Annotated in this window: 20 protein-coding genes and 1 pseudogene; 15 read left to right on the top strand and 6 right to left on the bottom strand. The window is 43.1% G+C overall.

From position 1 onward, the window contains the following. Positions 1 to 7: 7 nt before the first annotated feature. Positions 8 to 871, bottom strand: coding sequence for a polyamine aminopropyltransferase (speE, locus tag C2M33_RS09660; RefSeq protein ID WP_105174368.1), 864 nt, complete (start codon positions 869 to 871; stop codon positions 8 to 10). Positions 872 to 1,069: 198 nt separating this feature from the next. On the opposite strand from speE, the gene speA reads away from it, so the two are divergent. The 4 genes from speA to C2M33_RS09640 are packed head-to-tail and all read left to right on the top strand — an operon-like array spanning position 1,070 to position 6,049. Continuing rightward, the gene (gene speA / locus C2M33_RS09655; protein ID WP_105174367.1) at positions 1,070 to 2,950 is read left to right on the top strand and encodes a biosynthetic arginine decarboxylase; all 1,881 of its coding nucleotides are present in this window, start codon (positions 1,070 to 1,072) and stop codon (positions 2,948 to 2,950) included. Positions 2,951 to 2,971: 21 nt separating this feature from the next. Continuing rightward, positions 2,972 to 3,850, top strand: coding sequence for an acyltransferase (locus tag C2M33_RS09650; RefSeq protein ID WP_105174366.1), 879 nt, complete (start codon positions 2,972 to 2,974; stop codon positions 3,848 to 3,850). 28 nt (positions 3,851 to 3,878) lie between these two features. Then, positions 3,879 to 4,802 (top strand): acetyltransferase, encoded by a 924-nt coding sequence (locus C2M33_RS09645; RefSeq protein ID WP_063702393.1) that lies wholly within the window; start codon positions 3,879 to 3,881, stop codon positions 4,800 to 4,802. Next, positions 4,799 to 6,049 carry a mechanosensitive ion channel family protein gene (locus tag C2M33_RS09640; RefSeq protein WP_063702391.1) on the top strand — a complete coding sequence of 417 codons (1,251 nt, stop codon included), beginning with the start codon at positions 4,799 to 4,801 and terminating at the stop codon, positions 6,047 to 6,049. Before C2M33_RS09645 ends, C2M33_RS09640 begins: the two co-directional genes overlap by 4 nt. On the opposite strand, the gene chrA is transcribed toward C2M33_RS09640, so the two are convergent. Then, entirely contained in the window at positions 6,046 to 7,182 is a 1,137-nt protein-coding gene (chrA, locus tag C2M33_RS09635) for a chromate efflux transporter (protein WP_105174365.1), read from the bottom strand. The genes C2M33_RS09640 and chrA overlap by 4 nt on opposite strands. 32 nt (positions 7,183 to 7,214) lie before the next feature. Here chrA and C2M33_RS09630 point away from each other — a divergent pair, with 32 nt between their 5' ends. Continuing rightward, positions 7,215 to 8,084 carry a substrate-binding periplasmic protein gene (locus C2M33_RS09630; RefSeq protein ID WP_233999152.1) on the top strand — a complete coding sequence of 290 codons (870 nt, stop codon included), beginning with the start codon at positions 7,215 to 7,217 and terminating at the stop codon, positions 8,082 to 8,084. 80 nt (positions 8,085 to 8,164) lie between these two features. Further along, positions 8,165 to 8,797, top strand: a complete 633-nt coding sequence (locus tag C2M33_RS09625) for an OmpA family protein (RefSeq protein ID WP_054562840.1) — start codon at positions 8,165 to 8,167, stop codon at positions 8,795 to 8,797. A 61-nt stretch (positions 8,798 to 8,858) separates the two neighbouring features. Here C2M33_RS09625 and C2M33_RS09620 read toward each other — a convergent pair whose 3' ends face one another. Next, positions 8,859 to 10,631 (bottom strand): ABC transporter transmembrane domain-containing protein, encoded by a 1,773-nt coding sequence (locus tag C2M33_RS09620; protein WP_063702382.1) that lies wholly within the window; start codon positions 10,629 to 10,631, stop codon positions 8,859 to 8,861. A gap of 77 nt (positions 10,632 to 10,708) precedes the next feature. Here C2M33_RS09620 and C2M33_RS09615 point away from each other — a divergent pair, with 77 nt between their 5' ends. From C2M33_RS09615 to C2M33_RS09590, 6 genes and pseudogenes are all read left to right on the top strand, one after another. Further along, the gene (locus C2M33_RS09615; RefSeq protein WP_063702379.1) at positions 10,709 to 11,113 is read left to right on the top strand and encodes a DUF3224 domain-containing protein; all 405 of its coding nucleotides are present in this window, start codon (positions 10,709 to 10,711) and stop codon (positions 11,111 to 11,113) included. A 1-nt stretch (position 11,114) separates the two neighbouring features. Beyond that, the gene (locus C2M33_RS09610; protein WP_054554414.1) at positions 11,115 to 11,294 is read left to right on the top strand and encodes a DUF4177 domain-containing protein; all 180 of its coding nucleotides are present in this window, start codon (positions 11,115 to 11,117) and stop codon (positions 11,292 to 11,294) included. After that, positions 11,294 to 11,911 (top strand): LysE family translocator, encoded by a 618-nt coding sequence (locus tag C2M33_RS09605; RefSeq protein ID WP_063702377.1) that lies wholly within the window; start codon positions 11,294 to 11,296, stop codon positions 11,909 to 11,911. The genes C2M33_RS09610 and C2M33_RS09605 overlap by 1 nt, the downstream gene beginning before the upstream one ends. 187 nt (positions 11,912 to 12,098) lie before the next feature. After that, positions 12,099 to 14,992 (top strand): annotated as a pseudogene (locus C2M33_RS09600) (TonB-dependent receptor). A 22-nt stretch (positions 14,993 to 15,014) separates the two neighbouring features. Then, complete coding sequence (gene pulA, locus C2M33_RS09595; RefSeq protein ID WP_105174364.1) at positions 15,015 to 19,331, top strand: pullulanase-type alpha-1,6-glucosidase; 4,317 nt, start codon at positions 15,015 to 15,017, stop codon at positions 19,329 to 19,331. Between the two features lie 99 nt (positions 19,332 to 19,430). Further along, on the top strand, positions 19,431 to 19,973 hold the full coding sequence (locus tag C2M33_RS09590; RefSeq protein ID WP_105174363.1) for a PH domain-containing protein: 543 nt from the start codon (positions 19,431 to 19,433) through the stop codon (positions 19,971 to 19,973). Here C2M33_RS09590 and C2M33_RS09585 read toward each other — a convergent pair. After that, a complete protein-coding gene (locus C2M33_RS09585; protein ID WP_063702368.1) occupies positions 19,970 to 20,314 on the bottom strand; it encodes a rhodanese-like domain-containing protein in 345 nt (114 codons plus the stop codon). The genes C2M33_RS09590 and C2M33_RS09585 overlap by 4 nt on opposite strands. Position 20,315: 1 nt before the next feature. Continuing rightward, on the bottom strand, positions 20,316 to 20,504 hold the full coding sequence (locus C2M33_RS09580; RefSeq protein ID WP_054562832.1) for a YgaP family membrane protein: 189 nt from the start codon (positions 20,502 to 20,504) through the stop codon (positions 20,316 to 20,318). Between the two features lie 133 nt (positions 20,505 to 20,637). On the opposite strand from C2M33_RS09580, the gene C2M33_RS09575 reads away from it, so the two are divergent. The 3 genes from C2M33_RS09575 to C2M33_RS09565 are packed head-to-tail and all read left to right on the top strand — an operon-like array spanning position 20,638 to position 25,286. Beyond that, positions 20,638 to 20,940 (top strand): ArsR/SmtB family transcription factor, encoded by a 303-nt coding sequence (locus C2M33_RS09575; protein ID WP_063702365.1) that lies wholly within the window; start codon positions 20,638 to 20,640, stop codon positions 20,938 to 20,940. A 7-nt stretch (positions 20,941 to 20,947) separates the two neighbouring features. After that, the gene (locus C2M33_RS09570) at positions 20,948 to 24,235 is read left to right on the top strand and encodes an efflux RND transporter permease subunit (RefSeq protein WP_105174362.1); all 3,288 of its coding nucleotides are present in this window, start codon (positions 20,948 to 20,950) and stop codon (positions 24,233 to 24,235) included. Continuing rightward, positions 24,225 to 25,286, top strand: coding sequence for an efflux RND transporter periplasmic adaptor subunit (locus tag C2M33_RS09565; RefSeq protein WP_063702361.1), 1,062 nt, complete (start codon positions 24,225 to 24,227; stop codon positions 25,284 to 25,286). Before C2M33_RS09570 ends, C2M33_RS09565 begins: the two co-directional genes overlap by 11 nt. Here C2M33_RS09565 and C2M33_RS09560 read toward each other — a convergent pair. Then, entirely contained in the window at positions 25,279 to 25,956 is a 678-nt protein-coding gene (locus C2M33_RS09560) for a nitroreductase family protein (RefSeq protein ID WP_054554404.1), read from the bottom strand. The genes C2M33_RS09565 and C2M33_RS09560 overlap by 8 nt on opposite strands. Between the last annotated feature and the right edge of the window lie 11 nt (positions 25,957 to 25,967).

Raw genomic sequence — 25,967 nt, 5'->3', positions numbered from 1 at the left:
AAAACGCTTACTTTTTCTCAAAAGCACGTTTCATATAATTTGGTGTTGCTAATGCACCGTGGTGAATACCTGCATTGTAGTATTCTGTGCTTTGCGCGAGTGTATTTGCATCATCTTCACGAAAACCAGCAAACGCTTCAGATTTACGAGCAAGCGTGACTGACCATAAGCCACTTGGGTAAATTGGTTGCGGGAAAGGCAACGTTTGTAGGTCAACAAAACCCACTTCTGTCATTGCATCACGCATTTCTACTAATAGTGGCATATGCATAAGTGGAGATTCACTTTGCTGAATTAAGATGCCACCAGGGCGAAGTGCAGTTAAACAGCTAGTATAGAAAGCGTGGTTGAATAAACCTTCGCCCGGACCAACTGGATCTGTACCATCGACAATGACTACATCGATTGATTCAGGAGCCGCTTCACGCATGTATTTAATACCGTCGTCAAACATTACTGTAGCGCGAGGATCTTGGTTTGATTCACATAGCTCAGGGAAGTATTTAAGTGACATTTGCGTCACAACTTCGTCGATATCGATTTGCGTTACGCTTTCAACACCTGGATGTTTTAATACTTCGCGTAAAGTACCACAGTCACCACCACCAATAATCACAACGTTTTTCGGATTTGGGTGTGCAAGCATTGCAGGGTGGCTGATCATCTCGTGATAAAAAAAGTTTTCACGGCTACTTACCATAGTACAACCGTCAATAATCATTAGATTACCGAAGTCAGTTGTCTCGTACATTTCTACTTTTTGAAATGGCGATTGCTGTTCATCAAGCTTTTTAGTAATGCGTAGTGAAAAGGCGCTACCATCACGGTCACTAATTTCAGTGAACCAGTTGTTTTGATCTAAATTAGCCATCTTGCTTATACACTTTTGGTTAATGGTAAAAAAGGGGTGCAATTCTGCCAGTGCTTGGCCAATTGCTCAATCAAATTTTAATCAGTATAGCGAATATTTTTTATCACTTTGGCATATAGCGCAATTTTTGTTAGCGTGGTCAGCCCTAGCGTATTAAAATGTGCGTTTATATTTAACGAAATTACAGAAGACATTGCCATGACTTGGGGTTTAGACAAAGCACGCGAAACATACAATGTTGCTCATTGGAGCGACGGTTATTTTGACATTAACGCACAAGGTGAGTTGGTAGCTTATCCAGATGGCGATCAAACTAAAGCTGCGGTGTCTTTATCTGAACTTACTGAGCAATTTAAAAAGCAAGGTCTTACCTTACCTGTTTTGGTGCGTTTTACTGATATCTTACAAAATCGTGTCGAGACGCTGACTAGTGCATTTACTAAGGCGCGCAATGCCCGTGAATATCAAGGTAGTTATACCTGTGTATACCCAATCAAAGTTAACCAGCAACGTTCTGTAGTAAGTAAATTACTTGCTCACCCAAGTGGTTTAGTGGGCCTTGAAGCCGGCTCAAAACCTGAGCTTATGGCGATTTTAGGTGTAGCACAAGAGCCAATTACCATTGTTTGTAATGGCTACAAAGACAGTGAGTTTTTACGTTTAGCCTGTATCGGTCAAGGCATGGGCCATAAGGTTCATATTGTTGTAGAAAAACTGTCTGAACTAACTACCTTATTGGCTGAAATTGATGACTTAGGTATTGAGCCATCAATCGGTATTCGCATTCGCTTAAACTCGGTAGGTAAAGGTAAATGGCAAAACACCGGTGGTGAAAAAGGCAAATTTGGTTTAACTGCAGGCCAAGTACTTTCTGCTGTTGAGCTACTTAAGTCACGTAATAAGCTCCATTTAATGCAATTAGTGCATTTCCATATTGGCTCTCAAATAGCCAATATCCGTGATATTCACCGTGCACTGCGTGAATGTGCTCGTCACTTTGCTGAGCTAACGCAGTTAGGTGTACCACTTAATACAGTGGATGTAGGTGGCGGTTTAGGTGTTGATTACGAAGGGTCTGGTTCGCGCAGTTCGTGTTCAATGAACTACAGTGTTGAAGAGTATGCCCGTAATGTAGTGAATGCGTTTGCTGAAGTGTGTCAGCAACATGACCTTAAACACCCTGCGATTATTACTGAGTCAGGTCGTGCGTTAACAGCGCACCACGCAGTATTAATTACAGATGTGATTGATGTTGAGCGTGCGCCTAATCATGCAAATCCAACGGCGCCTGAGGCTGACAGCGTATTGGTGCTAGATGAAATGTGGCAGTGTTTACAGCGTTTAACACCGCGTATGGCGCTGGAAATTTATCATGATGCAATGCATTTATTCAGTGAAGCCCATGACCAATATGTGCATGGTCTACTCACTATGCTTGAATGGGCGAAGCTCGAGCAGCTGTATTTCACCATTTTACACCGTGTTCGTGCATCTCTTAGCGAAAATGCCCGTGCCCACCGTGAAGTGCTAGACGATTTGAATGAAAAACTGGCCGACAAGCTGTTTGTTAATTTCTCTTTATTCCAATCACTGCCTGATGTCTGGGGTATTCAGCAGTTATTCCCAGTAATGCCAGTAGAAAACCTTCATCAGCCATTAACGCAGCGTGCCATTATTCAAGACATTACTTGTGACTCTGATGGACAAATTCGTAACTATGTTGAAGGTACAGGTATTGAGAGCAGTTTACCTATTCCTGAATACAAACAAGGTCAGCAATATCACATTGCGATGTTCTTAGTGGGTGCGTATCAAGAAATTTTAGGTGATTTACATAACCTGTTCGGTGACACAGATTCAGTACATGTTGAACTCACTGACGCAGGTTACCAGCTGACCAATGCCATTAAAGGTGACAGCGTTAAGGACGTATTAAAGTTTGTTGATTATGATAGCGACATTCTTGCTGAAAACTTTGCAAAACGGGTTAACTCACTGGCAATTGATGAGCAATCTAAGGCACAATATTTGTCAGAACTAAATGCAGGCCTTGCTGGCTACACGTATTTTGAAGATTAAGCATTAAAGGAATAAGTAGTAATGTCCATGATCCGTTGTGTGTTCAGTTTTATATTTTACACCCTCAATACACTTTTTTGGTTTGTGCCCATCTTTATTTGTGGCGTGATTAAACTGATCCCAATTAAGCCTCTGCAAAAATTAATGAGTTGGATTGCTAAGCAATGCGCCACTATGTGGGTGAGTTGCAATAACATCAACCAAAACATATTTGCTTCATATAAGCTGAACGTAACAGGTCTTGAGCAACTAAAAGCGAAAGACTGGTACTTGGTGATCGCAAATCATCAAAGCTGGGTAGATATTGTTGTAATGCAACGCGTATTTAATCGTCGTATTCCGTTTTTAAACTTTTTCTTGAAGAAAGAGCTAATCTACGTTCCTTTTTTAGGCCTTGCTTGGTGGGCGTTGGATTTCCCATTTATGACTCGCACGAGTAAAGCCCAGTTAAAGAAAAACCCTAAATTGCGTGGTAAAGACTTAGAAACCACGCGTAAAGCCTGTGAAAAGTTTAAAGAAATGCCAGTGAGCATCGTTAACTTTGTTGAAGGTACGCGTTTTACAGAGCAAAAACACTCACGCCAAAACAGCCCTTTTGAACACTTATTAAAGCCAAAAGCAGGTGGGGTTGCGTTTGTTATGCAAGCAATGGGTGAGCAAATTTCAAAAGTGGTTAATGTCACTATTCATTACCCTGATGGTATTCCTAGCTTTGTGGACTTCGCCAGTGGTCGAGTAAAACAGGTCGAAGTGCTAGTCGAGGTGATGGAAGTAAGCCCTAATTTAATCGGTGATTACACTGGTGATGCAGAGTTTAGAGTTAACTTTCAAGCTGAGTTAAATCGCATTTGGAATGAAAAAAATCAGCAACTAGCCGAGTTAGAAGCAAAATCGCAGTAGAATTGCTTATGCAGTCGAGAGCACACATATGTTAAAGAAATTTTTACCTAATTGGTTAACAGGCGTTCTAGTGAGCATTGTCTTGTTTGCTAATGTAATTATCTGGGGCACGCTTGTGCTGCTCCTTGGTGTGCTTAAATTATTACTGCCATTTAAAGTGGTTAGCGATATTCTTCATGTGGCTTATCGCGGTTGGTGTAAGGGTAATCGTTTAGCTCTGTGGCTAGGTTGCCCTACAATTGATGTTGATATTAAAGGCAAAGTCAGCACAGATGGTTGGTACTTACTTATCTCTAATCATATGAGCTGGCTAGATATTGTTGTTTTAAGTGCGATTGATGTTTTACCCGCGCCAAAGTTCTTCCTAAAAGATGAATTAAAATATGTGCCATTTATTGGCACCGGCGCATGGGCGATGGGCATGCCTTTTATGAAGCGTGTTAGCAAAGCGCAACTGGCAAAAAATCCTAAGCTGAAAGGACTCGATGTAGAGCGTACCAAACGCAGTTGCCGCGACTTTCGTAATCATCCAACTACCATTATCAACTTTGTTGAAGGCACACGCTTTACGTGCCAAAAACACAAAAAGCAAAACAGCCCGTTCACTTACCTTTTAAAGCCTAAAGCGGGCGGTATTGCATTTGCTCTTGAGGTGTTAGGTGAGCAGTTTGATGCATTATTAAATACCTCGATTATTTACCAAGGCGAAGGCGACCATATTTGTCGTAATCTGATGCGTGGTCGTCTCAACGTGATCAAAGTTGAAATGCATGTACAAGCAATTAGCGCAGAGATGATTGGTGATTATCAGCATGACCGTGCATTTAGAACGGCTTTTCAGCAACATATTAATGAGTTATGGTTGCAAAAAGATGCTCAGCTACTAACTTATCATCAAACCCAGCAAGCTGAATACCTTGCTACCATCAATAAAGAGGTTGAAGCGCCATGAAGCAAACTCACCTGCAAGAGTTGGTGATGCCTTGGTTTGAATCAATGCCCGACGCGACGCTAATAAGCGCATTAACGGCTACAGCGATTGGTGTTGGCTCATTACTAATAATCTATATGTTTACCCGCCGCTTATTACTGCCGGGCATTCAAAAGGTTGTTACACGTTTATCTCCTGAGCGCATCGGTGCGCTAACACCCATGCTCAATAAACTAAACCGCCGTTTCGCGGGGATATTGTGCTGCGTACTGTATTTAGCAACCTTCGATTATGTTTATCCTGTTCATGATGTCGCTGCGTTAGTACTAAAAACGGTGGGGCAAGTTGCGCTGATCATTTATGGTGGCTTCATTTTAAGTAGTGTCGTGAGCATTGCTGGTGGCATCTATAACCAACTTGATTTTGCCCGTGATATTCCGATTCAGGGTTTGATCCAAGTTGTAAAACTTATCACCTTTATGGTTTGCGCCATCCTTATTGTGAGTATTTTGCTAGAAAAGTCACCAACTTATATTTTGTCTGGCTTTGGTGCGATAGCGGCGGTGACTTTACTCGTATTTAAAGACACCATTTTGGGTTTTGTTGCCAGCATTCAAATTGCAGCTAATCGTTTAGTGACCTATGGCGATTGGATCCAAGTCGACAGCTATGGTGCCGATGGTGAGGTGATTGACCTGGGTTTAAACACGGTAAAAGTACGCAACTGGGATAACACTATCACAACTATTCCAACCTACATGTTAGTTGCTGGGTCATTTAAGAACTGGCGTGGAATGCAAGAGTCGGGTGGTCGCCGTATCAAACGTTCTTTAAACATTGATATGAATAGTATTCGTTTGGTTGATGATGCGTTTCGTGAGCAAATAAATGCTGCTATTCCATTGCATGACTATATCAAAGTAACGGCTTTGCCTGATCCAGTTACTAATCTAGGTTTATTTCGCCGCTATGCCGAAGGTTACTTAAAACAACACGAAAAAATTAATCGTGATTTAACCCTAATGGTACGTGAGCTACAACCAATCAATCATGGTTTACCCATTGAGTTTTATTGCTTTAGTGAAGATAAACGCTGGATCTCATACGAGCATTTGCAAGCAGAGATCATGGATCATCTTCTTGCCGTGTTGCCAATTTTTGCGCTTCGACCTTATCAAAGTGTCACTGGGCAGTTAACGGCTAGTGAGCCTCAAATAGGCTTAAAACCGAGTATCAAGGTAACGAATCCGCCCCGCGAAAAAGCTTAAAGCTGAGCAATCAGTAAGCTGATTGCAATGAAACCTAACAATAGCCACCAAATAGGTGGCTTTGCCATTCTTAGCCACGTAAATGCTGCAATAACTAAAGCTACTTGCCACAGATTTTGCACTGCTGATTGCCAAATAGGTGAATAAAGAGCAGCGGCTAAAAAGCCCACCACGGCCGCATTTAACGCTGCAATGCTGCCCGCAAAGCGAGGTTTATCCGCCAATTGTAGCCAGCTTTTCATAAACGCTAACATCAACAAAAATCCCGGTAAGAAGATAAGTGCCGTAGCGACAATCGCACCTATGAGTGGCGTGTTTGGCGACACTTGTGCGCCTAAGTATGTGGCGATTGTGAACATTGGCCCAGGTATGGCTTGAGCACTGGCATAGGCAGATAAAAACTGCTCAGTGTCAAGACTCGGTACACCCGCTTGTAAAACGGGTAACACAACGTGGCCGCCACCAAAAACCATAGCACCAGTTTGGTAAAATGGGGCAAACACAGAAAACCATTCACCCAAAGGTAAAAAGCTAATTAGTAACAAGGTGGTAAATAAACCAAGCGGTACCCAAGCGACTGTTAATGGTTTATGTTCTTGGTTCTCTGGCAGTTTAAGCTGAGGATAAAACCAGCCCAAAGTTGCAGCAATAATGAGTACGAGAATCTGGCTTGATAGCTCTGAGAACACAATGAGTGCAATCGTGCTCAATACCGCGATAAGCTTGTGTAAATGGTTTTTGCAAAAGCTCATTGCCATGCTGTAGGTTGCATCTGCAACAATGACCACAGCAAAGAGTTTAAGCCCGGCAATCACTGCAAAGTAAATATCACCAAATTGGTGAGCACTGAGAGCTAGAAAAAACATAATCAAAAATGAGGGCAGTGTAAAACCAATAAAAGCACATAGGCCGCCTAAAATGCCCCCTTTTTCAACCCCCATCGCAAAACTAACTTGGCTTGAACCAGGCCCAGGTAATGCTTGGCTTAGGCTAATCAATTGCGCATAGCGCTCAGCACTAAGCCATTTTAAGTTATCAACAAAGTGGCGCTTAAAATAACCAAGGTGTGCCGCAGGACCGCCAAAACTCATACAGCCTAATAAAAAGAATTGCTTAAAGATAACGAGTAACATTGCTTTGCCGTTAATGGGTGATTGTTTCTATTATGACAAAATTGTATGACATTTTTGTGGTTTTTATGACACAAGCGCGTCTACAATATAAAGAACAAGTGAACGTTGTTATGAGTATCACTATGAAACGCTATATTACCAGCTTATTGTTATTAGTTTGCAGCAGCTTTGCACTTGCAACCGCGTTTGAAAAGGTTGTGGTGGCGGTTGATCATGCGCCTCCTTATGGCATGGTCTCTGAAGATGGTAAAGTCAGTGGCGCAATAGTGGATATTATGCGTGAAATGCAGCGTACCTTACCAATCAAGCTTGAATATGTCGCTTGCCCGTTTTCTCGTTGTTTAAAAATGCTCGAGCAAAATGAGCTAGATGTAATGGGCGGGCTTATTCGTACAGAAGCGCGTGAGCATAAAATGCAGTTTCTTACTCCACCATACATGATGCTGTCATCTTCTTTTGTGTTTTATGCCAGAGCTGACAGTGGACTTGAAATCAACAACTATCAAGACTTAATTGGTAAGCGCATTGCGGTAATGCGAGGCGCTGCGCATTTTCCTCGTTTCGATAATGATAAAAAACTCACTAAAGTTGAAGCGTTAAGCGAGCATAATGCGTTTGATATGTTGTTAAAAAGCCGTGTTGAGCTGGTAATTGCTGTTGAAACCACAGCTGATCACGCCTCTGTATTTTTGCAGCGACCTTCACAAGAAATCGTAAAAATGCCTTATCGCTATAAAGATGTTATTTATGGCCACATTGCTTTAAGTAAACAGTTTGCACGCTCAGAGCTGGCAGATAAAATTCAAGACCGCCTCAATACATTAGTTCTCAATGGCCGCTTAACCGAGCTGGTTAAAGGGTATAACTTACCTCCAGTTACTGCTGTAGCACTTGATAAGTAATCTTTTCTTCATCGCTTGTTCATAGAAACTGATTCATAATTGTAAACAATTCAATTTGAATAATTGCCATGGAGAGACACATGACTTTTACAAAATCAGTTTTAACAGTGGGCGTTTTAGCCGTTCTATTAACAGGTTGTGAGACAACTAATACAGGTAAAGGCGCAGCGATTGGTGCTGCAACAGGTGCCGTGCTAGGTAAAGCAACTGGCGACCACGACGATAAACGTATCTTTATTGGTGCGGCTATTGGTGCATTAGCGGGTGCCGCTGTTGGTGATTATATGGATAAGCAAGAAGAAGCATTTCGCGATGAGCTAGCAGGTTCAGGTGTTGAAGTGGTTCGTGAAGGCGACAATATTCGTTTAGTCATGCCATCTAACATTACCTTTGCAACTGACCAATCTTATATTTCGTCGGGTTTTCATAGCACCTTAGATGCGATTGCTAAAGTAATGAATAAATACGAAAAAACTTACTTAAGCGTTGAAGGTCATACCGACAGCACAGGTAAAGATAGCTACAATATGACGCTATCTCAACAACGTGCGCAAAGCGTAAAAGATTACTTAGTTAATCATCAGATTATGTCTGCACGTATCAGCACACGAGGTTATGGTGAAACACGCCCTGTAGCGAGCAATGACTCAGCAAATGGTCGAGCTTTAAACCGCCGTGTAGAAATTCAAATCGTACCGAATACACAAGGTTAGATATTACATCTAGATTTGTGGACAGGTTTGATATGCCCTTTCAAACCTGACATTTCTCTTCTTAATCTCGATTAAACTGTAATTCGCACAATTGTTTATACAATGGATTAGTTTCAAACAATTGCTGATGCGTACCCGTTGCAATAATTTCTCCTTTATCCATCACAACAATCACATCGGCGTGTTTAACCGTTGCTAAACGATGGGCAATGATCAGTGTTGTTCTGTCTTTCATTAGATGCTCAAGAGCGGCTTGTACATGAAATTCACTTTGTGCGTCGAGTGCACTGGTTGCTTCATCAAGCAGCAAAATTGCAGGGTCTTTTAATATTGCGCGCGCTAATACTATGCGTTGTTTTTGCCCACCTGAAAGCCTAACACCTTGCTCCCCTAAAAAGCTGTGATAACCATCAGGGAGTTGATTAATAAACTCATCAGCATGGGCATATTTGGCCGCCGCATATACTTGCTCGTCGCTGGCGCTTGGGTTGCCATAACGTATGTTGTGCATTACGTCTGAGCTAAATAAAATTGGGTTTTGCGCCACCATTCCCATTTGCTGGCGTAAGCAATCAAGAGAGAGTGCTTTTATGTTTATTCCTGCCAGCGAAATACTCCCAGAGCTTGGGTCATAAAAGCGCTGTAGTAATTCAAACAGCGTTGTTTTACCAGCTCCTGACGGGCCAACAATCGCAACAGTTTGCCCTTGTTTTACTTGTAAATTAAGCGCATTTAAAGCGGCTTTATCTGGCCTTGAAGGGTAATGAAAAGACACCTCATTAAACTCGATAGCAGGGTGATTAAGTTTGTTTTCCTCAAGTTGTGCATCATGATTTGTATCTGGACTTTTGATCATGCTTTCAACGGCGAGTAGCTCTAACAATCGTGCAGCTGCACCTGCTGCTCTTTGTAACTCACCGTACACTTCGGCAACCGTTGCTACAGACATTGCCACCATAATTGCATAGAACACAAAAGCACCGAGCTCACCACCAGTCATGGTGCCAGCTAATACGTCGCTGCCACCAACCCACAGCATCACGCTAATAGCACTAAAGGTCAGAAATATAACCGCTGCAATCAAAAACGAGCGCTGTTTGATACGGCTCTTCGCTACTTGAAACGCCTTGTTGGTTTCTTCGCTAAATGCTGCTTTTTCACGCTCTTCGTGACTATAACTTTGCACGACTTTGATATTTTGAATGATCTCACCGGCATAGGTGCTGATATCGGCAATGGCATCTTGGCTTGAGCTTGCCAGCTTTCTCACTTTTCGGCCAAAAATCATCATCGGCAGTAGTACCACAGGTACGCAGGCAACAACCACAAGGGTTAGCTTTAGGTTGGTGATAAGTAGCATTGCCAAGCCACCAATTAGCATTAAGCTACTGCGTAATGCCATCGAAAAAGAGGAGCCAATGATAGATTGCAACAAGGTGGTGTCGGTGGTCAGGCGCGACATCAGCTCGCCGCTGCGGTTTTCTTCAAAGTAGCTCGGGTGTAATGTAACGATGCGATCAAACACGGCTTTACGGATATCGTTACTGACTCGCTCACCAATCCACGACATTAAATAAAAGCGACAAAAAGTACCTACTGCTAATAAGCTAATCAAACCAATCAACACCATCACCGCTTGTTGAAGCTGAGCTTGCGAGCCTGCAATAAAGCCATGGTCGATAACAAATTTAACGCCTTGTCCGAGTGATAAGTTAACACCGGCCGTAAGCAACAAGGCGCCAAGGGCTGCAAACACCACCCATTTATAAGGTTTTATAAAAGCTAAAATCGGTAACAGGCTACTAAATGCGGCCTTTTCTTTGTTGTTAGACATGCTAGATTCTTGTTGGTGAATAGGGTATAGATATGGTTATCAATGCTCTAAAATTCAACAGTTATTAAGGGATTAGTATGGAATCTACAACGATCAGTGGTCAATTCACCGTAAAATTAAACCCAATTGGTGGCTATGCAACAGGTAAAGATGGCGTAAATTTAGGACGCATGTCGATTGATAAACAGTTTTCAGGTCCTTTAGAAGCAACAAGCCAAGGCGAAATGCTCAGTGCCATAACTGCAACTCAAGGTAGTGCAGGTTATGTAGCGATAGAACAAGTTGTTGGTAGTTTAGAAGGTAAACAAGGCAGTTTTGTGCTGCAACATTTTGGCACCATGGATAAAGGTGCTGACCGATTGATTTTAGAAGTGGTGCCAGACTCAGGCGCAGGAGAGCTTGAAGGTCTTTCTGGTAAAATGGCAATTCGAATTGAATCGGGTATTCATCATTATGACTTTGAATACCAACTGATGGACTAACATGCAAAAAGTAGTTGAGTTTAAAAAGAAGCGCTTTTTCGGCGGCATCGATATTGATGCATTAAATCAACGGGTGTTCGAATTAGGCCAAGCTGGTTGGCAAGTGAAAACAATCACCACTGCCACTGGGGTTTATGGTCAGATAACATCCGTTTTATTACTAATCGAGAATAACGAATAATGACACTAACTGAGTGGTTGAGTTTAGTTTTAATTTGCGTGATGGGGGCAATGTCGCCGGGGCCGAGTTTAGCTGTGGTTTTAAAACACAGTTTACATGGCGGTATGAAGAACGGCATGTTGGCGGCGTTAAGCCATGGTATTGGGGTTGGTTTTTATGCGTGTGCCTCGTTACTAGGTTTAGGTGCGCTGATGACTCAGTTACCAACGCTTTATCAAGTGCTGGTCTATGGCGGTGCAGCCTATCTCGCATATTTGGGTATTCGTATTCTGTTAGCTAAACCCAGCTCGCAAACACTGAATGTTGAGCAAACTAAGCCGAGCCCTCGCAGCGCGCTGCAAGACGGCTTTGCCATTGCCTTTTTAAATCCAAAACTAGCGGTGTTCTTTTTAGCGCTGTTTTCGCAATTTATTGACCCTGAGAACCTGACTTTGCAAGTTGGGTTAATCATGTGTTTAACGGTATTTGTGCTTGATACTGGCTGGTATCTACTTGTTGCACTGTTAACCGACATATCAAAAAAGCGTTTTGGCTTTACCAAGACGAATCCATGGCTCGAAAAATTGCTAGGGGTGATCTTTATTGCCTTAGCTGTTCGCGTCGTTATTACCCTATAAATCCCTCTATATTGCGATTCCATCACTAATAAAAAAGGGTTGTGATCGCTGCTCTCCCCAGTAAGCTCCTATTGCATACGTATTCATCACACAATATTTACCTTTTGGTTACACTTTATTGGTTGTTTTTTGACAACAACAATAACCACAAATACAACACCTCCAACGACAACAGGGTGGAAATCCAATGGGGAAATTCAAGCTAAGTGCGCTTATGCTAGCTTTAGTAGCGGCAAACAGTGCAATGGCGGCGACGGAAGAAGAACGCACATCAGCAAAGGAAATCGATCCTGAGCTTGAAGTAATCGAAGTGCGCGGCTTTAGTCGCAGCTTAATTCAATCATTAAATCAAAAACGCTTTAGCGACACTGTCTCTGAGCAACTTTCAGCCGATGATTTAGGGGCATTACCTGATGTATCTATGGCTGATGCATTAACACGTCTACCGGGGATCTCGGCGGTACGTACCGGTGGTCAAGCTGCCGAAATCAACATTCGCGGTTTATCTGGTGGCTTTGTTTTTTCGACATTAAATGGTCGTGAGCAAGTATCTACCAGTGGTAGCCGTAGTATTGAGTTTGACCAATATCCGTCTGAGTTAATCAGCTCAGCGGCGGTCTTCAAGTCGCCTAAGGCATCGCTCATTGAAGGGGGCGTCGCGGGTACAGTCGAGCTACAAACAGCAAGCCCTTTGGATAATGATCAGCAACACAAATTTACCGCGAATGTGCGCGGTATGTATAACGACCGTGCCTCAGAGGTATTTGATGCCACCGAATATGGCGACCGTATTAGTTTTTCTTACCAAGGCAAGTTTCTTGACGATACGCTAGGTGTCGCACTAGGTTACGCGCGCTTATTCCAGCCGAGTGTGGCGACGCAATTTATCGGTTTTGCTTATAACGGTAATAAAGATGTTGATGGGCTGGCCAATGATACCGATGGCCCAGCTGATAACCCTGCTAATGAATACATCAGTGAAGGGTTTGAGCTTCAGCATTTAGGTGGTGAAGAAACCCGTAATGGTTATTTAACCTCAATTGAATGGGCGCCAACCGATAACTTTAAACTAAAAGGGGATGCGTTTTTATCGCGTTTTGATAGCGAATCATTTGCCCGTGGTTTTCGGGTTAAGTTTGGTGGTCCGTCTGCGGTGTATGCTAATCCAGTACTTGACGGTAATGCGGTGATTGGTGGTGCGATTAACCGCACATCAAATAGCTTTACCCGTGTTGAAATCGTTAATGATGATAACCAAGACTTTGATGAAGTAGACAGCTACGGCATTAATGCCGATTGGCAAATTACTGAGCGTTTGAACGTCAATGCTGATGTGTCGCTATCACGTGCGAAGAGTAATTTCCGTAATGGTTTACTTTGGGCATTGGTAGCAGAAGATGCTACCGTTGAGAACCCAGTGTTCGATACCAATGTATCGCTTAACTATCAATTGAACGGCTTAAATTTGCCTGATGTCGGCTTTAACCAAGCAGACGCATTTAGCGATATTGACCGAGTTATGGTGAGTAAATACGGTATTTATCCGTATGAAAATGAAGATGAAGTAAAAGCATTTCGACTCGATTTTAAATATGAGTTAGAGAATAACTGGTTTAGCTCAATTGAATTTGGTGCTCGTTATTCAGACCGTGAGTACAGCAATAATCGCTCTGTATTTGAATACGGTAACGACGGTGCATTCTCCTCGACTCAACCACCGCTTCGTCTTACTGATGACATGACTACAGTAGTCGATTGGCAAGGCGAGTTTAGCTATTTCCCATCATATTTAGCGATAGATTTAGATAAAGCACTCAACGCATGGTTCCCAAATGGTATTCCGCAACCAGTACAAACCTGGGGTAATGCCGATGGTGTTGTTGATTTAGATGGTGATGGTGAGCCAGATGCACAAGGCTATACCACTAACTACTCATGGACCATGTTACAAAGTGGTTCAGTGTATGAAGAAGTGGTGTCAGCCTATCTGATGCTTAACATTGATACCGAAATTGGCAAGCTGCCAGTCACAGGTAATATTGGTATTCGCCGTGTAGATACTGATCAATCAGCGACGGTACTCGAAAACGTCGGTGGCAATCCACAACTCGGTGCGCAATATATTGTCGATGACAATGGCATTGTTAACGACCTTTATGCACCAAGCGTGTTAGGCATTAAATACACTGACTACCTGCCTTCATTAAACCTGAACTTTAAAGTGAGTGACGCGACACAAATTCGTTTTGCTGCGGCAAAAGTGATGGCGCGTGCTCCGATTAACCGTTTAGCGGGTGATGCCAGTGCATCGGTTAACAATGACGGCGAAATTAACGGTTCAAGTACCAATAACCCATTCTTAAAACCTTTCTATGCTGATCAGTACGATATCTCCTACGAGCAATACTTTGAAGACACCGATGGTGCACTGGTAGTTGCTGCATTTTATAAGAATATCGACTCATTCATAGATACGGTAGCTATAGAGAACTTTGACTTTAAGGGTAATGGTTTTAACGTACCAGAATACATTGTTGACCCTGTCAGTGGTGAGCAAATGAAACCACAAATGGTGTGTACACTACTGCGGTTAACAATGCCAAAGGCGGTTATATTCGCGGTATTGAGCTTGCCTATACGCAAGTTTTCTCTTTCTTACCCTCACCGTTTGAAGGCCTAGGTATTAACGCCAGTTACTCATATACCGAGAGCGAAGTGCAATCTATCACCGATTTAGGTGGCGATTCTGTATCGCAAGACTTACCTGGCCTTTCAAACAATGTTTTTAACGGCACACTTTTTTACAGCTATGAAAACTTTGAAACACGTTTGAATGTGCGTTATCGCGATGATTTCGTTTCAGAGCAAGTTGCTGTCAATGAGCAAGTGGTGAACTTTGATGCGGAAACGGTTATCGATTTCCAAACATCGTATCAGTTCACAGATTCATTCGGCATGTTATTACAAGTGAATAACTTAACCGATGAACCAACACAAAGCTACTTTGGAACAACCAGTAAAACAGGCACCACGCAATTTTTTGGTCGTCAGTTTTATCTAGGTTTTACCTATAACCATTGATCAGTAAGTTGGAGATAAAAATATGAAAATAATAGCTAATTTTAGCCGCTTACTGATTGCATGTAGCATGGTATTGCTAGCTGCATGTGGTGGTGGCGCAAGTAACGATATAGATTCAGGACAAGTATTATTGACCTGTAGTGTCCCGCAAGTTCCCAATGAAGCAGGGACTGAGTGTGTTGATCCGCCACCGATTAGTTGTCCGGCACCAACGGTACCCGATGAGAATAATGAGAGCTGCGTAGTAGGCGCTGATCCCACTTTGCCTGATCCTGTGGTTTTCCCTGCAGATGACGAAGCCATCTTATTCTATAACCGCACCAGTGATGATGCCTACGAAGGCTATCGATTACACTCATGGAATAACGATGACTGTGATTCGTACGCAGCGCCGTTTGATGCCACTGATTGGGCCAATGGTCATGAATACGATGGTATTGATCCTAACTATGGCGCGTACTGGATTGTAAAACTAAAAGAGGGTTACAACGAGTGTGCTAACTTTATCGTGCATATTGGCACAGAAGGGTCTGGCAAAGCGTTTGGTGATGTCGATTTAAAAATGCCATTGATGCAGGACGATGAAAAGTTCCAACGTATGAACTTTACCATTCATGGTGAACCATCAGTATTTGAATATCCAATTATAAGCTTAGGTGAGCGTCCAGTGAGTATTTCTGGTGCCTCAGCGCATTGGATTGATTTATCTACTGTGATTTATCAGCCAAGTAATGAGCTGACAAGTATCATTAAATTACACTCTTCAAGCAGTGCTGATTTAGCTGTCGATGAAGATACCGGTGAGCTAAATGGTCAAGTGGTTGAGCTTACATCGACATCTTTAAGCGATGAGCAAATCGCTAAAGTACCACACCTTGCTGGATGGAATGCGTACCAAGGTAGCTGGGATGCAGCCGCTGCAAAAGAGCTTATTAAACAACAATTAGTTGTTGCGGGCTATGATGCTGATGGCAAGCTTATTGAAGCCACTTATGTGCAAACCGCTAAAGCCCTCGATGACTTATACACCAGTGGCGAAAGTGACGCTAATGAAGCACAACTAGGTGTGCATTACGCCAATAATGGCATTGATGTGTCGGTATGGGCACCAACTGCAAGCAATATGAAACTAGCGCTTTATGATGCTAATAAAACAGAGCTTGAACAACTTGCTATGACCTTTGATAGCGCAACGGGTATTTGGTCTAGCAATGTCGATATCAGTCACGATCGCCATTACTACCGTTTCATGTTTGATGTTTATCATCCGACGACTAAGAAAATTGAAAGCTTATGGAGCACAGATCCTTATTCATTAAACGTTTCAACCAATGGTTTATATAGCCAACTAATTAACCTTGATGATGAAGATACTAAACCGACTGGCTGGGATGAGCGTATGGTGCCAACGATTGATTACCCTGAGCAAGCGGTAATTTATGAAGGTCATGTGCGTGATTTTAGTGTGCGTGATGAAACAGTCAGTGAAGCAAACCGTGGTAAGTATCTTGCGTTTACTGAGCTTGATAGCGCACCAATGCAACATCTTAAAAAGCTAGCAGATAATGGTTTAACCCATTTCCATTTACTGCCACTGACAGATATTGGCACTATAGATGAAGATGACAGTCAGCGTGTTGATATCACTGCGACCTTAGGTGATTTATGTAGCCGCATTGACGATGATGCCGATGCATGTAAAACCGAAGATAAGAGTGCATTGATAGTTGATTTAATGGCGTCATACCTACCTGGCTCTGATGATGCTCAAGCACTTGCTAATGCAATGCGTGGTGTTGATAGCTTTAACTGGGGTTATGATCCGCATCATTTTATTGCGCCTGAAGGCTCTTACGCTTCATCACCTGAAGGTATTGCACGAGTCAAAGAAACGCGTGCGATGATCCAGTCTTTACAAGAAATTGGTTTACGTGTCGTGCTTGATGTTGTTTATAACCACACGGCCTCATCAGGTGTTTGGGATAAATCAGTCTTCGATAAACTGGTACCAGGTTACTACCACAGATATAACGAAACATCAGGCGATATCGAGCGCTCAACCTGTTGTGAAAATACAGCAACAGAACATGTCATGATGGATAAGTTTGTTGCTGATTCTATGGTGATTCTAGCTCGTGATTTTGGTTACGATAGCTTCCGCTTTGATGTGATGGGGCATATGCCAAAAGCATCAATTATGACCGCGCTTAGTGCAGTACAAGCGGTTGACCCTGATACCTACTTTTACGGTGAAGGGTGGAACTTTGGTGAAGTCGCAGATAACCGTTTATTTGTGCAAGCTAAACAAATGGATATGGCAGGCACTGAAGTAGGTACCTTTAATGACCGTATCCGTGAGGCAATTCGCGGCGGTGCGTTCTTTAGTAATAATGCCACAGATGGCAATTTATCTGAGCAAGATACGTTGCGTTTATCACTGGCAGGTAACTTACAAAACTACATTCTTAAAGACTTTAAAGGTAATTCAGCAAAAGGCAGTAGCTTTAGTTGGGGTGGTCAGCCTGCGGCTTATGCACTCGATCCAGCTGACAGCATTAACTATGTCTCTAAGCATGATAACGAAACACTATGGGATCAGCTGCAATATAAACATGGCACTAACTTAAGTATTGAAGATCGTGTGCGTGTTCACAATATGGCTTTAGCTATGCCGCTGATGAGCCAAGGTATTCCATTTATGCAAATGGGTGCTGATATGCTGCGTTCTAAATCAATGGATCGTAACAGCTATGATTCTGGTGATTGGTTCAACTTTGTTGATTTCAGTAAAGAAACCAACAACTGGAATGTAGGTTTACCGCCTGCGCAAGATAACCAAGCGAAGTGGGGTGAAATAGCACCTATTTCAGCAAATACGAATGCGCAAGCGATGGCTAGCGACATTGAGTACGCAAGTAATATGTTTACTGAGTTCTTAGCAATTCGTAGTGCCAGCCCATTATTTAGTTTAACCACAGAGCAAGATATCTTAGACCGCGTTGGCTTCCACAATATTGGTAAGCGTCAACAGCAAGGCTTAGTCGTGATGAGTATCGATGATGGCGTTGGTTTAACTGACCTAGATAGCCAATACGATGCCATTGTCGTGGTGATGAACGGCACTGAGCAAAGCTTATCGCATACGGTATCAACGGCTGCGGGTTTTGAGCTTCATCCTGTTTTAAAAGCGAGTGTTGACTCTAGTATGTCAGCGGCAAGCTTTATAGCTGGTGAGGGCGAAGGTACCTTTAATGTTCCGCCATATACTGTTGCTGTGTTTGTGAAACCACAAGGTGATGCTCAAGGCGAAGGCCTAAGTGCCGATGCGACTGTGGGGGCGCCAGATATTGTGCCATTTGGTAGCACAACAGTTTATGTTCGTGGCTCGTTAAACGACTGGGGTACGGCAAATAGCTTTGAATATGTGGGTAATGGCGAGTACAAAATTGCGATTCCTTTAACAGCGGGTAGTTATGAGTTTAAAGTGGCTTCAGAAGATTGGTCTACCGTTGATTTTGGTGCGCTTTCTGCTGATGTTGCTGAGGTGATCGAAGGTGAAGATGAGCCGCTAACACGTAGTGGTGCCAATATGATCTTTACGGCGGCAATGGATGCTGTTTATGTGTTCTCATTCGATGCCACAGACACCGATAACCCAGTACTTAAGGTTTATAACGAAGAGCCATTTGTTGGCACTGCAATTTATGTACGCGGTAGCTTAAATGATTGGGGTACCAGTGACGAGCTGATGTATCAAGGTAAAGGTATTTACACTTTCACTAAACAGTTAACCGCGGGTAGCTATGAATTCAAAGTGGCTTCAAGTGACTGGAGCACGGTGGATTATGGCTCAGGTGAAAGTAGCGCGGCAGTCACTGTGGGTACAGAAAAACTGCTCGCAGTAAAAGGTGCAAACATGACAATGGATATTGCAAGCGATGGTCAATATCAGTTTGTGTTTGATGCCAGTAACCTTGAAGAGCCACTCATGAGTGTATTTAATGCAGAAATGTTTGGCGCAACTCAGGTGTACTTACGCGGAAGCGTTAATGGTTGGGGCACAGATAACCCACTAATTTATGCTGGTGATGCGATGTACAGTACCACCATGACTTTAGAAGCTGGTGACTATGAGTTCAAAGTCGCTTCTGAAGATTGGAGTACCGTAGATTATGGCGGCAGTGGTGATGCCCCTGTTGCTGTACTTGGCGAAGCCGCTTTATTAGAAGCCGTTGGCGCCAATATCGCCCTGAGTATTGCAGCTGCTGGCGATTATCGTTTTACAGTGCAAGGACCTGATCTGAGTAAATTAACAGTGACGGTTGAAGCAGTGGAATAGCTTTCCCTGCAGTACCCTTAAGCCGGGCTTTTGCTCGGCTTTTTTTGTGTTTAATGAAAAGTTTGTATATTGTCATAACTCTCTATCAAGGAGCCTATGATGACAGAAACCAGTTTATTGAGTGCCAGCTTTGATCCAAAAGTAAAACAGTATTGGTTATTACTGGGTATTTTTACCTGTGTGATTAGTATGGTAGGTATCCCTTTCATTCCCATTGTTGCGTTAATAATCTGGCTGGTGGCAGGGCGTATTTTAGCGGCGATGTCAGCCACGTTGTTAACGCGTAAGTTAGTGGTAAAACGTGGTGTCTTCTTTAAAGAAGAGAAATCGATCCCACTTGAAAAAATAACCGATGTGGCACTTAGCCAAGGCCCATTAATGCGTCAATTTGGCCTTTATCGACTGAGCTTTGAAACGGCGGGTCAATCAGGGCAAGGGGCATTGGTATCATTGCTCGGAGTGGTTGATGCAGAGGCGTTTCGCGAAGCAATCTTGAAGCAAAAAGATGAGATGACTCAAAGCAGCAGTGCAAAACCTGAGCATCAAGCTGAAGATAGTCAGTTAGAATTGCTGCGTTCACTTACGTATAGCGTAAAAAACATTGAGCAAATGTTAGTTACGCTATTAGATGAAAAGCGTTAGAAAACCTGACAGATTTGTTCTGCATTACAGGTGATTACTGTGACATTTTCGTAGCCAACACGAGTCAGTGCTTCGGCACTTAGTGTGGCGCGGGCACTACTTGCACAGTGTAAGTAAATGGGTCTTGCAGGATCTTTTTCAATTTCCATTAATTTCATTTCAAGTACACCGCGTGGGATATTAATGGCACCTGTTGCTGCTTTAGTTGCGTGTTCAGCAGGCTCACGTACGTCTATTAATAAACCATGGTTTTCGCTTAATTCTTGTTTTGCTTGGTCAGCGCTAATACGGCGCTGGTTTGGGGCAACAATTTTCATTAAGTCAGGAATTGGTGTCAGCATACTAATCCTCCATGCCAAGTTTGCGTAAAATAGTGATCATTGGGCACCACTTAGTGAATGCCGATTGAATTAAGTTTAGAGCAATAAATACCGTAAACCAAATCCACAGCGGACTGTGAAACTGTTGTAGCAACAATGAAATACAGATCATTACACCAGCAATTAGGCGAAGCGCGTCATTTAGTTTCATAATAAGACCTCGATAACAGAGTGATGTATTTAATATATTAGATAATGCTACATTAGTAAATTCTAATATTAGACTTTTCTAATATATCATTCTATACTTTAGCGGTATTTTAAGAATATAGAGTAGTGTGATTATGAACATCGATTTTGCGGCTATGGCCGACAATGTGGAGCAAGCAGAGCAAATGCTAAAGATATTGGCGAATAAAAATCGCTTGATGATCTTATGTTCGCTGCAAGATGGTGAAATGAGCGTGAGCGAATTAAACGAAGCTGTGCCGTTGGCGCAGTCAGCATTATCGCAACACTTAGCGGCGCTGAGAAAAGCTCAGATCGTCGCGACTCGACGTGAAAGCCAAACTATCTATTATCGCGTGGTCGATAAAAGTGTTATGGCAATCCTTGAAACCCTTCATGGTTTATTTTGCAAAAGGTAGTTAAGCAATGAATGCTATCGATAATGCAGTAAAAAACAGCTTGAGCGGCCGCCTTCCCGTTATTATTTTTATTATGTCGGTGCTGCTTGGCTTAATGGCATTAAAGCAAACCCCGCGTGAAGAGGAACCGCAAATTGTGGTTCCGATGCTTGATATATATGTGGCAGCACCAAACGTTGAAGCGCCAGAAGTAGCTAGGCTGGTAACTGAACCATTGGAGAAGTTATTGGCGCAGTTAACGGGCGTTGAGCATATTTACTCGACCACACAAAGTAATGCTGCTGTCGTTACTCTTCGCTTTGAAGTCGGTCACGATCGTGAGCAAGCCATTCTCGACACTTACGCTAAACTCTATAGCTATCAACACACGATGGCGTCAGTGATCAGCTCATGGCAAATACGTCCGGTTGAAGTGAACGATGTGCCCATTGTGATGCTGGGCTTATTTAGTAAAGATCCAAAACTTTACGATGACTATCAACTAACTCGTTTTGCCAACGAAATCGCTAACAGTTTACAGCGCATCGAAAACACCAGCGAAGTGAAAGTGATTGCTGGTCGAACTCGTCAATTAACGATTAACCTTGATGCAAGTGCTCTTGCTGCACACCAAACAACCCTAACCGATGTGTATTATGCGCTTAGCGCATCTAATCAATTGGTGAACGTGGGCAGTGTTGTTGAAGGTAAGCAGCAAATTGCTTTACAAGTGGGGGATGTTTTACGCTCTCAATCTGCGATAGAACGGCTTGTTGTCAACGTGGTAAACGGTAAGAGTGTTTACCTAAGTGATGTCGCCGAAGTGAGTGATGGTCCAAGCGAAGCACAAAGCTATCAATGGCTGGCTCAATCAGATAACCAGCAACAACTTCCTTTAGTGACTATTAGTGTCGCTAAGCAAGCTGGCACCAATGCGGTCGCTGTGGCCAACGAAGTGCACAGCATGATGGACACTTTATCGGCTAATCTATTGCCAGATGAAGTGGGCTACACCGTACTGCGTGACTATGGTCAAACCGCGAACGAGAAAGTAAATAACCTTACCTCAAGCTTAGTGTTTGCGGTATTTACCGTGGTTATTTTTGTTGGCGTATTTTTAGGTTGGCGACCAGCAATTGTGGTTGGTTTAGCGGTGCCTATTTGCTACGGCATCACCCTGACACTTGATTTTGCCTTTGGTTATACAATTAACCGAGTCACACTATTTGCACTAATACTTTCTTTGGGGTTATTAGTTGATGATCCAATTACTGGGATAGACAACATAAGTCGTTTTTTAACCCACAAAGGCGATAAAAAACAACGCATAGTTGATGCCATGAGCGAAATTCGTGTGGCGCTGTTTATGTCTACATTAACCATTATGGTGGCGTTCATCCCACTTGCGTTTATCACTGGCATGATGGGGCCGTACATGGCACCAATGGCATTTAATGTGCCAATTAGTGTAATGGTTTCGACCATAGTGGCATTTTTTGTTACGCCTTGGTTGGCAATGAAACTACTTAAAGCGCCAGTCGATGACAGCGTACAACTTGATGCCAATCAGCATGGCTTATATGAGCGCATATTATCACCATTACTTGAGTCTAAAGGCCGCGCCAAACTCGTTTTATGGACTACATTAGCCTTGTTTGTCGCCAGTGCCATGTTACCCGTAATGCGTGCAGTGCCTTTAAAGCTATTACCGTTTGATAATAAAAACGAGTTGCAAGTTTTAATCGATATGCCAGAAGGTACAAGCCTTGAGCAAACCGCCGCTTTCACTCGACAAGTACAAACCATCACTTGGCAATTAAATGAAGTAAGTGAGGCGGCAGCCTACGTTGGTCAGCCATCAAGCATGGACTTTAATGGTATGGTGCGTGGTTATTATCGACGTGAAGCTGCTAATTTAGCTGAGCTCAGAGTATTACTGCTCGATAAAACTGAGCGTGATCATCAATCTCATGGCGTGGTCATGCGCTTGCGTGCCGCATTAGCGCCACTGGCAACCGATGGCATTGTAATTAAAGTGGTTGAAGTGCCACCGGGTCCGCCGGTTTTAAGTACCTTAGTGGCTGAAGTTTACAGTGAGCCATTTGTTGATACAGACACGCACTATCAAGCAGCCCTTGCTGTTGCTGCAAGGTTAAAACAAGAGCCGCATGTGGTTGAAGTTGATACCAGTATTGCTGCCAATGCGCCCTTACAGCGTTTTGTTACCGATAAAAGTAAAGCGTCATTGTCGGCGGTGTCTACGCAAGATATTGCCCAGACCTTAGCCATTGCCTCACATGGACAAAATGTTGGGGTGTTATATGTTAGCGGCGAAACAGACCCTGTCGATATAAAGTTACAACTGCCTTATCAAGATCGTAACCAATTTGCTCAATTGCTGGCATTACAAGTTCGTGGTGATAGGGAACTTGCAAAAACCAGTGATGAATTTGGGCTACAAAGTGCACCACGTCCGCTGGTGGCGCTATCTGAGTTAGGTGAATTTCAGCATCAAGATGTTGCCAAGCCAATTATGCGTAAAGATCAGCGTAATGTTGTGTATGTAATGGCTGAGCTAAATGGCCGTACACCCGCTGAAATTATTGCTGACGTCAATGCCGACTTAGGTATTAGCGCTGACGAATTTAACCAAACTGATTGGCAAAGTAGGCACTTTTTCAATAATGGCGGTAGCCAAGCTTGGCAATTACCTGTTGGCACTGACGTGACCTTTAGTGGTGAAGGCGAATGGCGAATTACCATTGATGTATTCAGAGACATGGGTATTGCCTTTGCATTTGCGCTAACAGCCATTTTCATCATCTTACGCATTCAAACAAACTCTGCGAGTTTGTCACTGATTATCATGTCGGCTATTCCATTAACCGTAATAGGGATCATGCCGGGCTTTTGGCTATTAAATCAATTTGGAGAGCGCAGCATTGCTGGTGCTCCTGAGCCGGTGTTATTCACTGCAACAGCCATGATTGGCATGATTGCACTTGCTGGTATTGTGGTTCGTAACTCACTTATTTTAGTTGAGTTTATTAATCAAGCTCGCGGCCAAGGTATGGCAATTAAACAGGCTTTGATTGCCGCAGGTACGGTGCGTATGCGCCCTGTGTTACTGACTGCGGGAACCACCTTATTAGGTAACTTGGTGATCACCCTAGACCCGGTATTTAGCGGTCTAGCGATCGCAATTATTTTTGGTATTGTGGCATCAACATTGTTCTCATTATTTGTTGTGCCATTGGTTTATTATTTAGTGTTTGCAAAGGATGCAGCCAAAGAGGAACAAGCTCATGCAGGGTAAATCGAAACTTATTGGTTCAATCATCGCGTTATCTGTGATCATTGTGGCGGTACTTTACATGGCGGGCAGTTTCTCTGATAAGCAAGCTGCAGGCATGAAAAACCCATCAGCAAATGATTACACTGGTCAGTTAGTGACAGTGACACTGGCAGATATTGCGCGTGATGAAGTTGTACCGGGCACCGTGATTGCAAAACAAAATACGCAAATTTCATCACGGGTTATGGCACAAGTTGAGCGTTTAAATGTACGCGCTGGCGATACTGTAAAACAGGGTGATGTGTTAATTACCTTGCAGCAAGATGACTTTAAAGCTGGGCTTGCTCAAAGCGAAGCACAAATAAATGCAATTAATGCGTCGCTGACTCAAGCAGAGAAACAACTTAAGCGTATTAACGATTTATACAAGCAAGGTTTGGTATCTGTTAGCGAATACGACGATGCAAAAGCAAGGTTCGATAATTTAACTGCGAACCTAGCGATTGCTAAACAGCAGCAAACACAAGCGCAAGTTGCACTGAGTTTTACGCAAATTAAAGCGCCGATTTCAGGTGTTGTGGTTGAGCGTTTTGCAGAGCCTGGCGATACCGCAACTCCTGGCACGCCATTACTCGCGCTGTATAACCCACAACAATTGCAATTAGCATTTAATGTCAGAGAACAACAAGCAATTAAGTTGAATGTTGGGCAAACTCTAACGGTCAAATTACCTGCTTTATCTACGTCAATGCCTGCCACAGTGACAGAAATTGTGCCCGTTGCTGATAGTGCTGCGCGTAGTATGGAAATTCGTTTAGAAACAGATGCCCAAACTGGGTTAATGCCTGGTCTTTATGCGCAATTACAATTACCACTCGCCACTGAAAAAGGGGTGTTGATTGAGTCAAGCTGGGTGCAGCAATATGGCCAATTGAGTATGGTCTATTTACTTGAAAATAATCAGATAGTGCGTCGCTATGTGCGCCTTGGCGAAATGCTCGATGGTAAGCAGCACATCGTTTCAGGTTTAAACCCGGGTGATGTGCTGGCTGTTGATTTTAAAGCTAAATAAAGGTCGCTATTTCGTCCAGCGACTTTTTCACTAAGGCATGCTCAGGGATGGTTGCATCTGTGCCTGGGTAGCCTGCAATTAGCAGCATGTAAGGGCGCTCATTATCTTTATCACGACCACAAATTTCGGTTAAAAAGCTCATTGGTTTTGGTGTATGCGTAAGGGTAGCAAGGCCAGCTCTGTGTAGTGCTTGAATTAAAAAGCCGGTTGCTAGGCCAACAGATTCATGAACATAGTAATTGGTATTTTTGTCATCGGCAGAAATACCGCCTTTCTTTTGACTAAACACGGCAATTAGCCAAGGTGCATGCTCAAGGTAGGGCTTACTGGCATCGGTGCCAAGTGGTTTTAAGGCATCTAACCATTCTTCACCTGCGCGACCTTCATAAAATGAGCGCTCTAGTTTTTCAGCGGCTTCACGAATTTGTTTTTTCACATCGCTGCTGTGTATTGCTACAAAGTGCCAAGGTTGATGATTGGCACCACTCGGTGCAGTGCCTGCCGCTTTAATACAGGTTTCGATAATTTCTTTTGGCACTGGGCGATCGCTAAAGCTGCGAATACTGTGGCGACGCTGACTCACGGCTAAAAACTCTTCGGCGCGTTTTAGCATCTCGTCATGAGGGTACTCAATAAAGTCATTGAGAGGCTGATTTTTGTGTTCTTGCATGGCTTTTCGCT

The organism is Pseudoalteromonas sp. T1lg122, assembly GCF_002964825.1.
Lineage (GTDB): Bacteria > Pseudomonadota > Gammaproteobacteria > Enterobacterales > Alteromonadaceae > Pseudoalteromonas > Pseudoalteromonas gelatinilytica.
The sequence above is the reverse complement of the archived record's forward strand: the minus strand, read 5'-3'. Positions and strand labels throughout refer to the sequence as shown.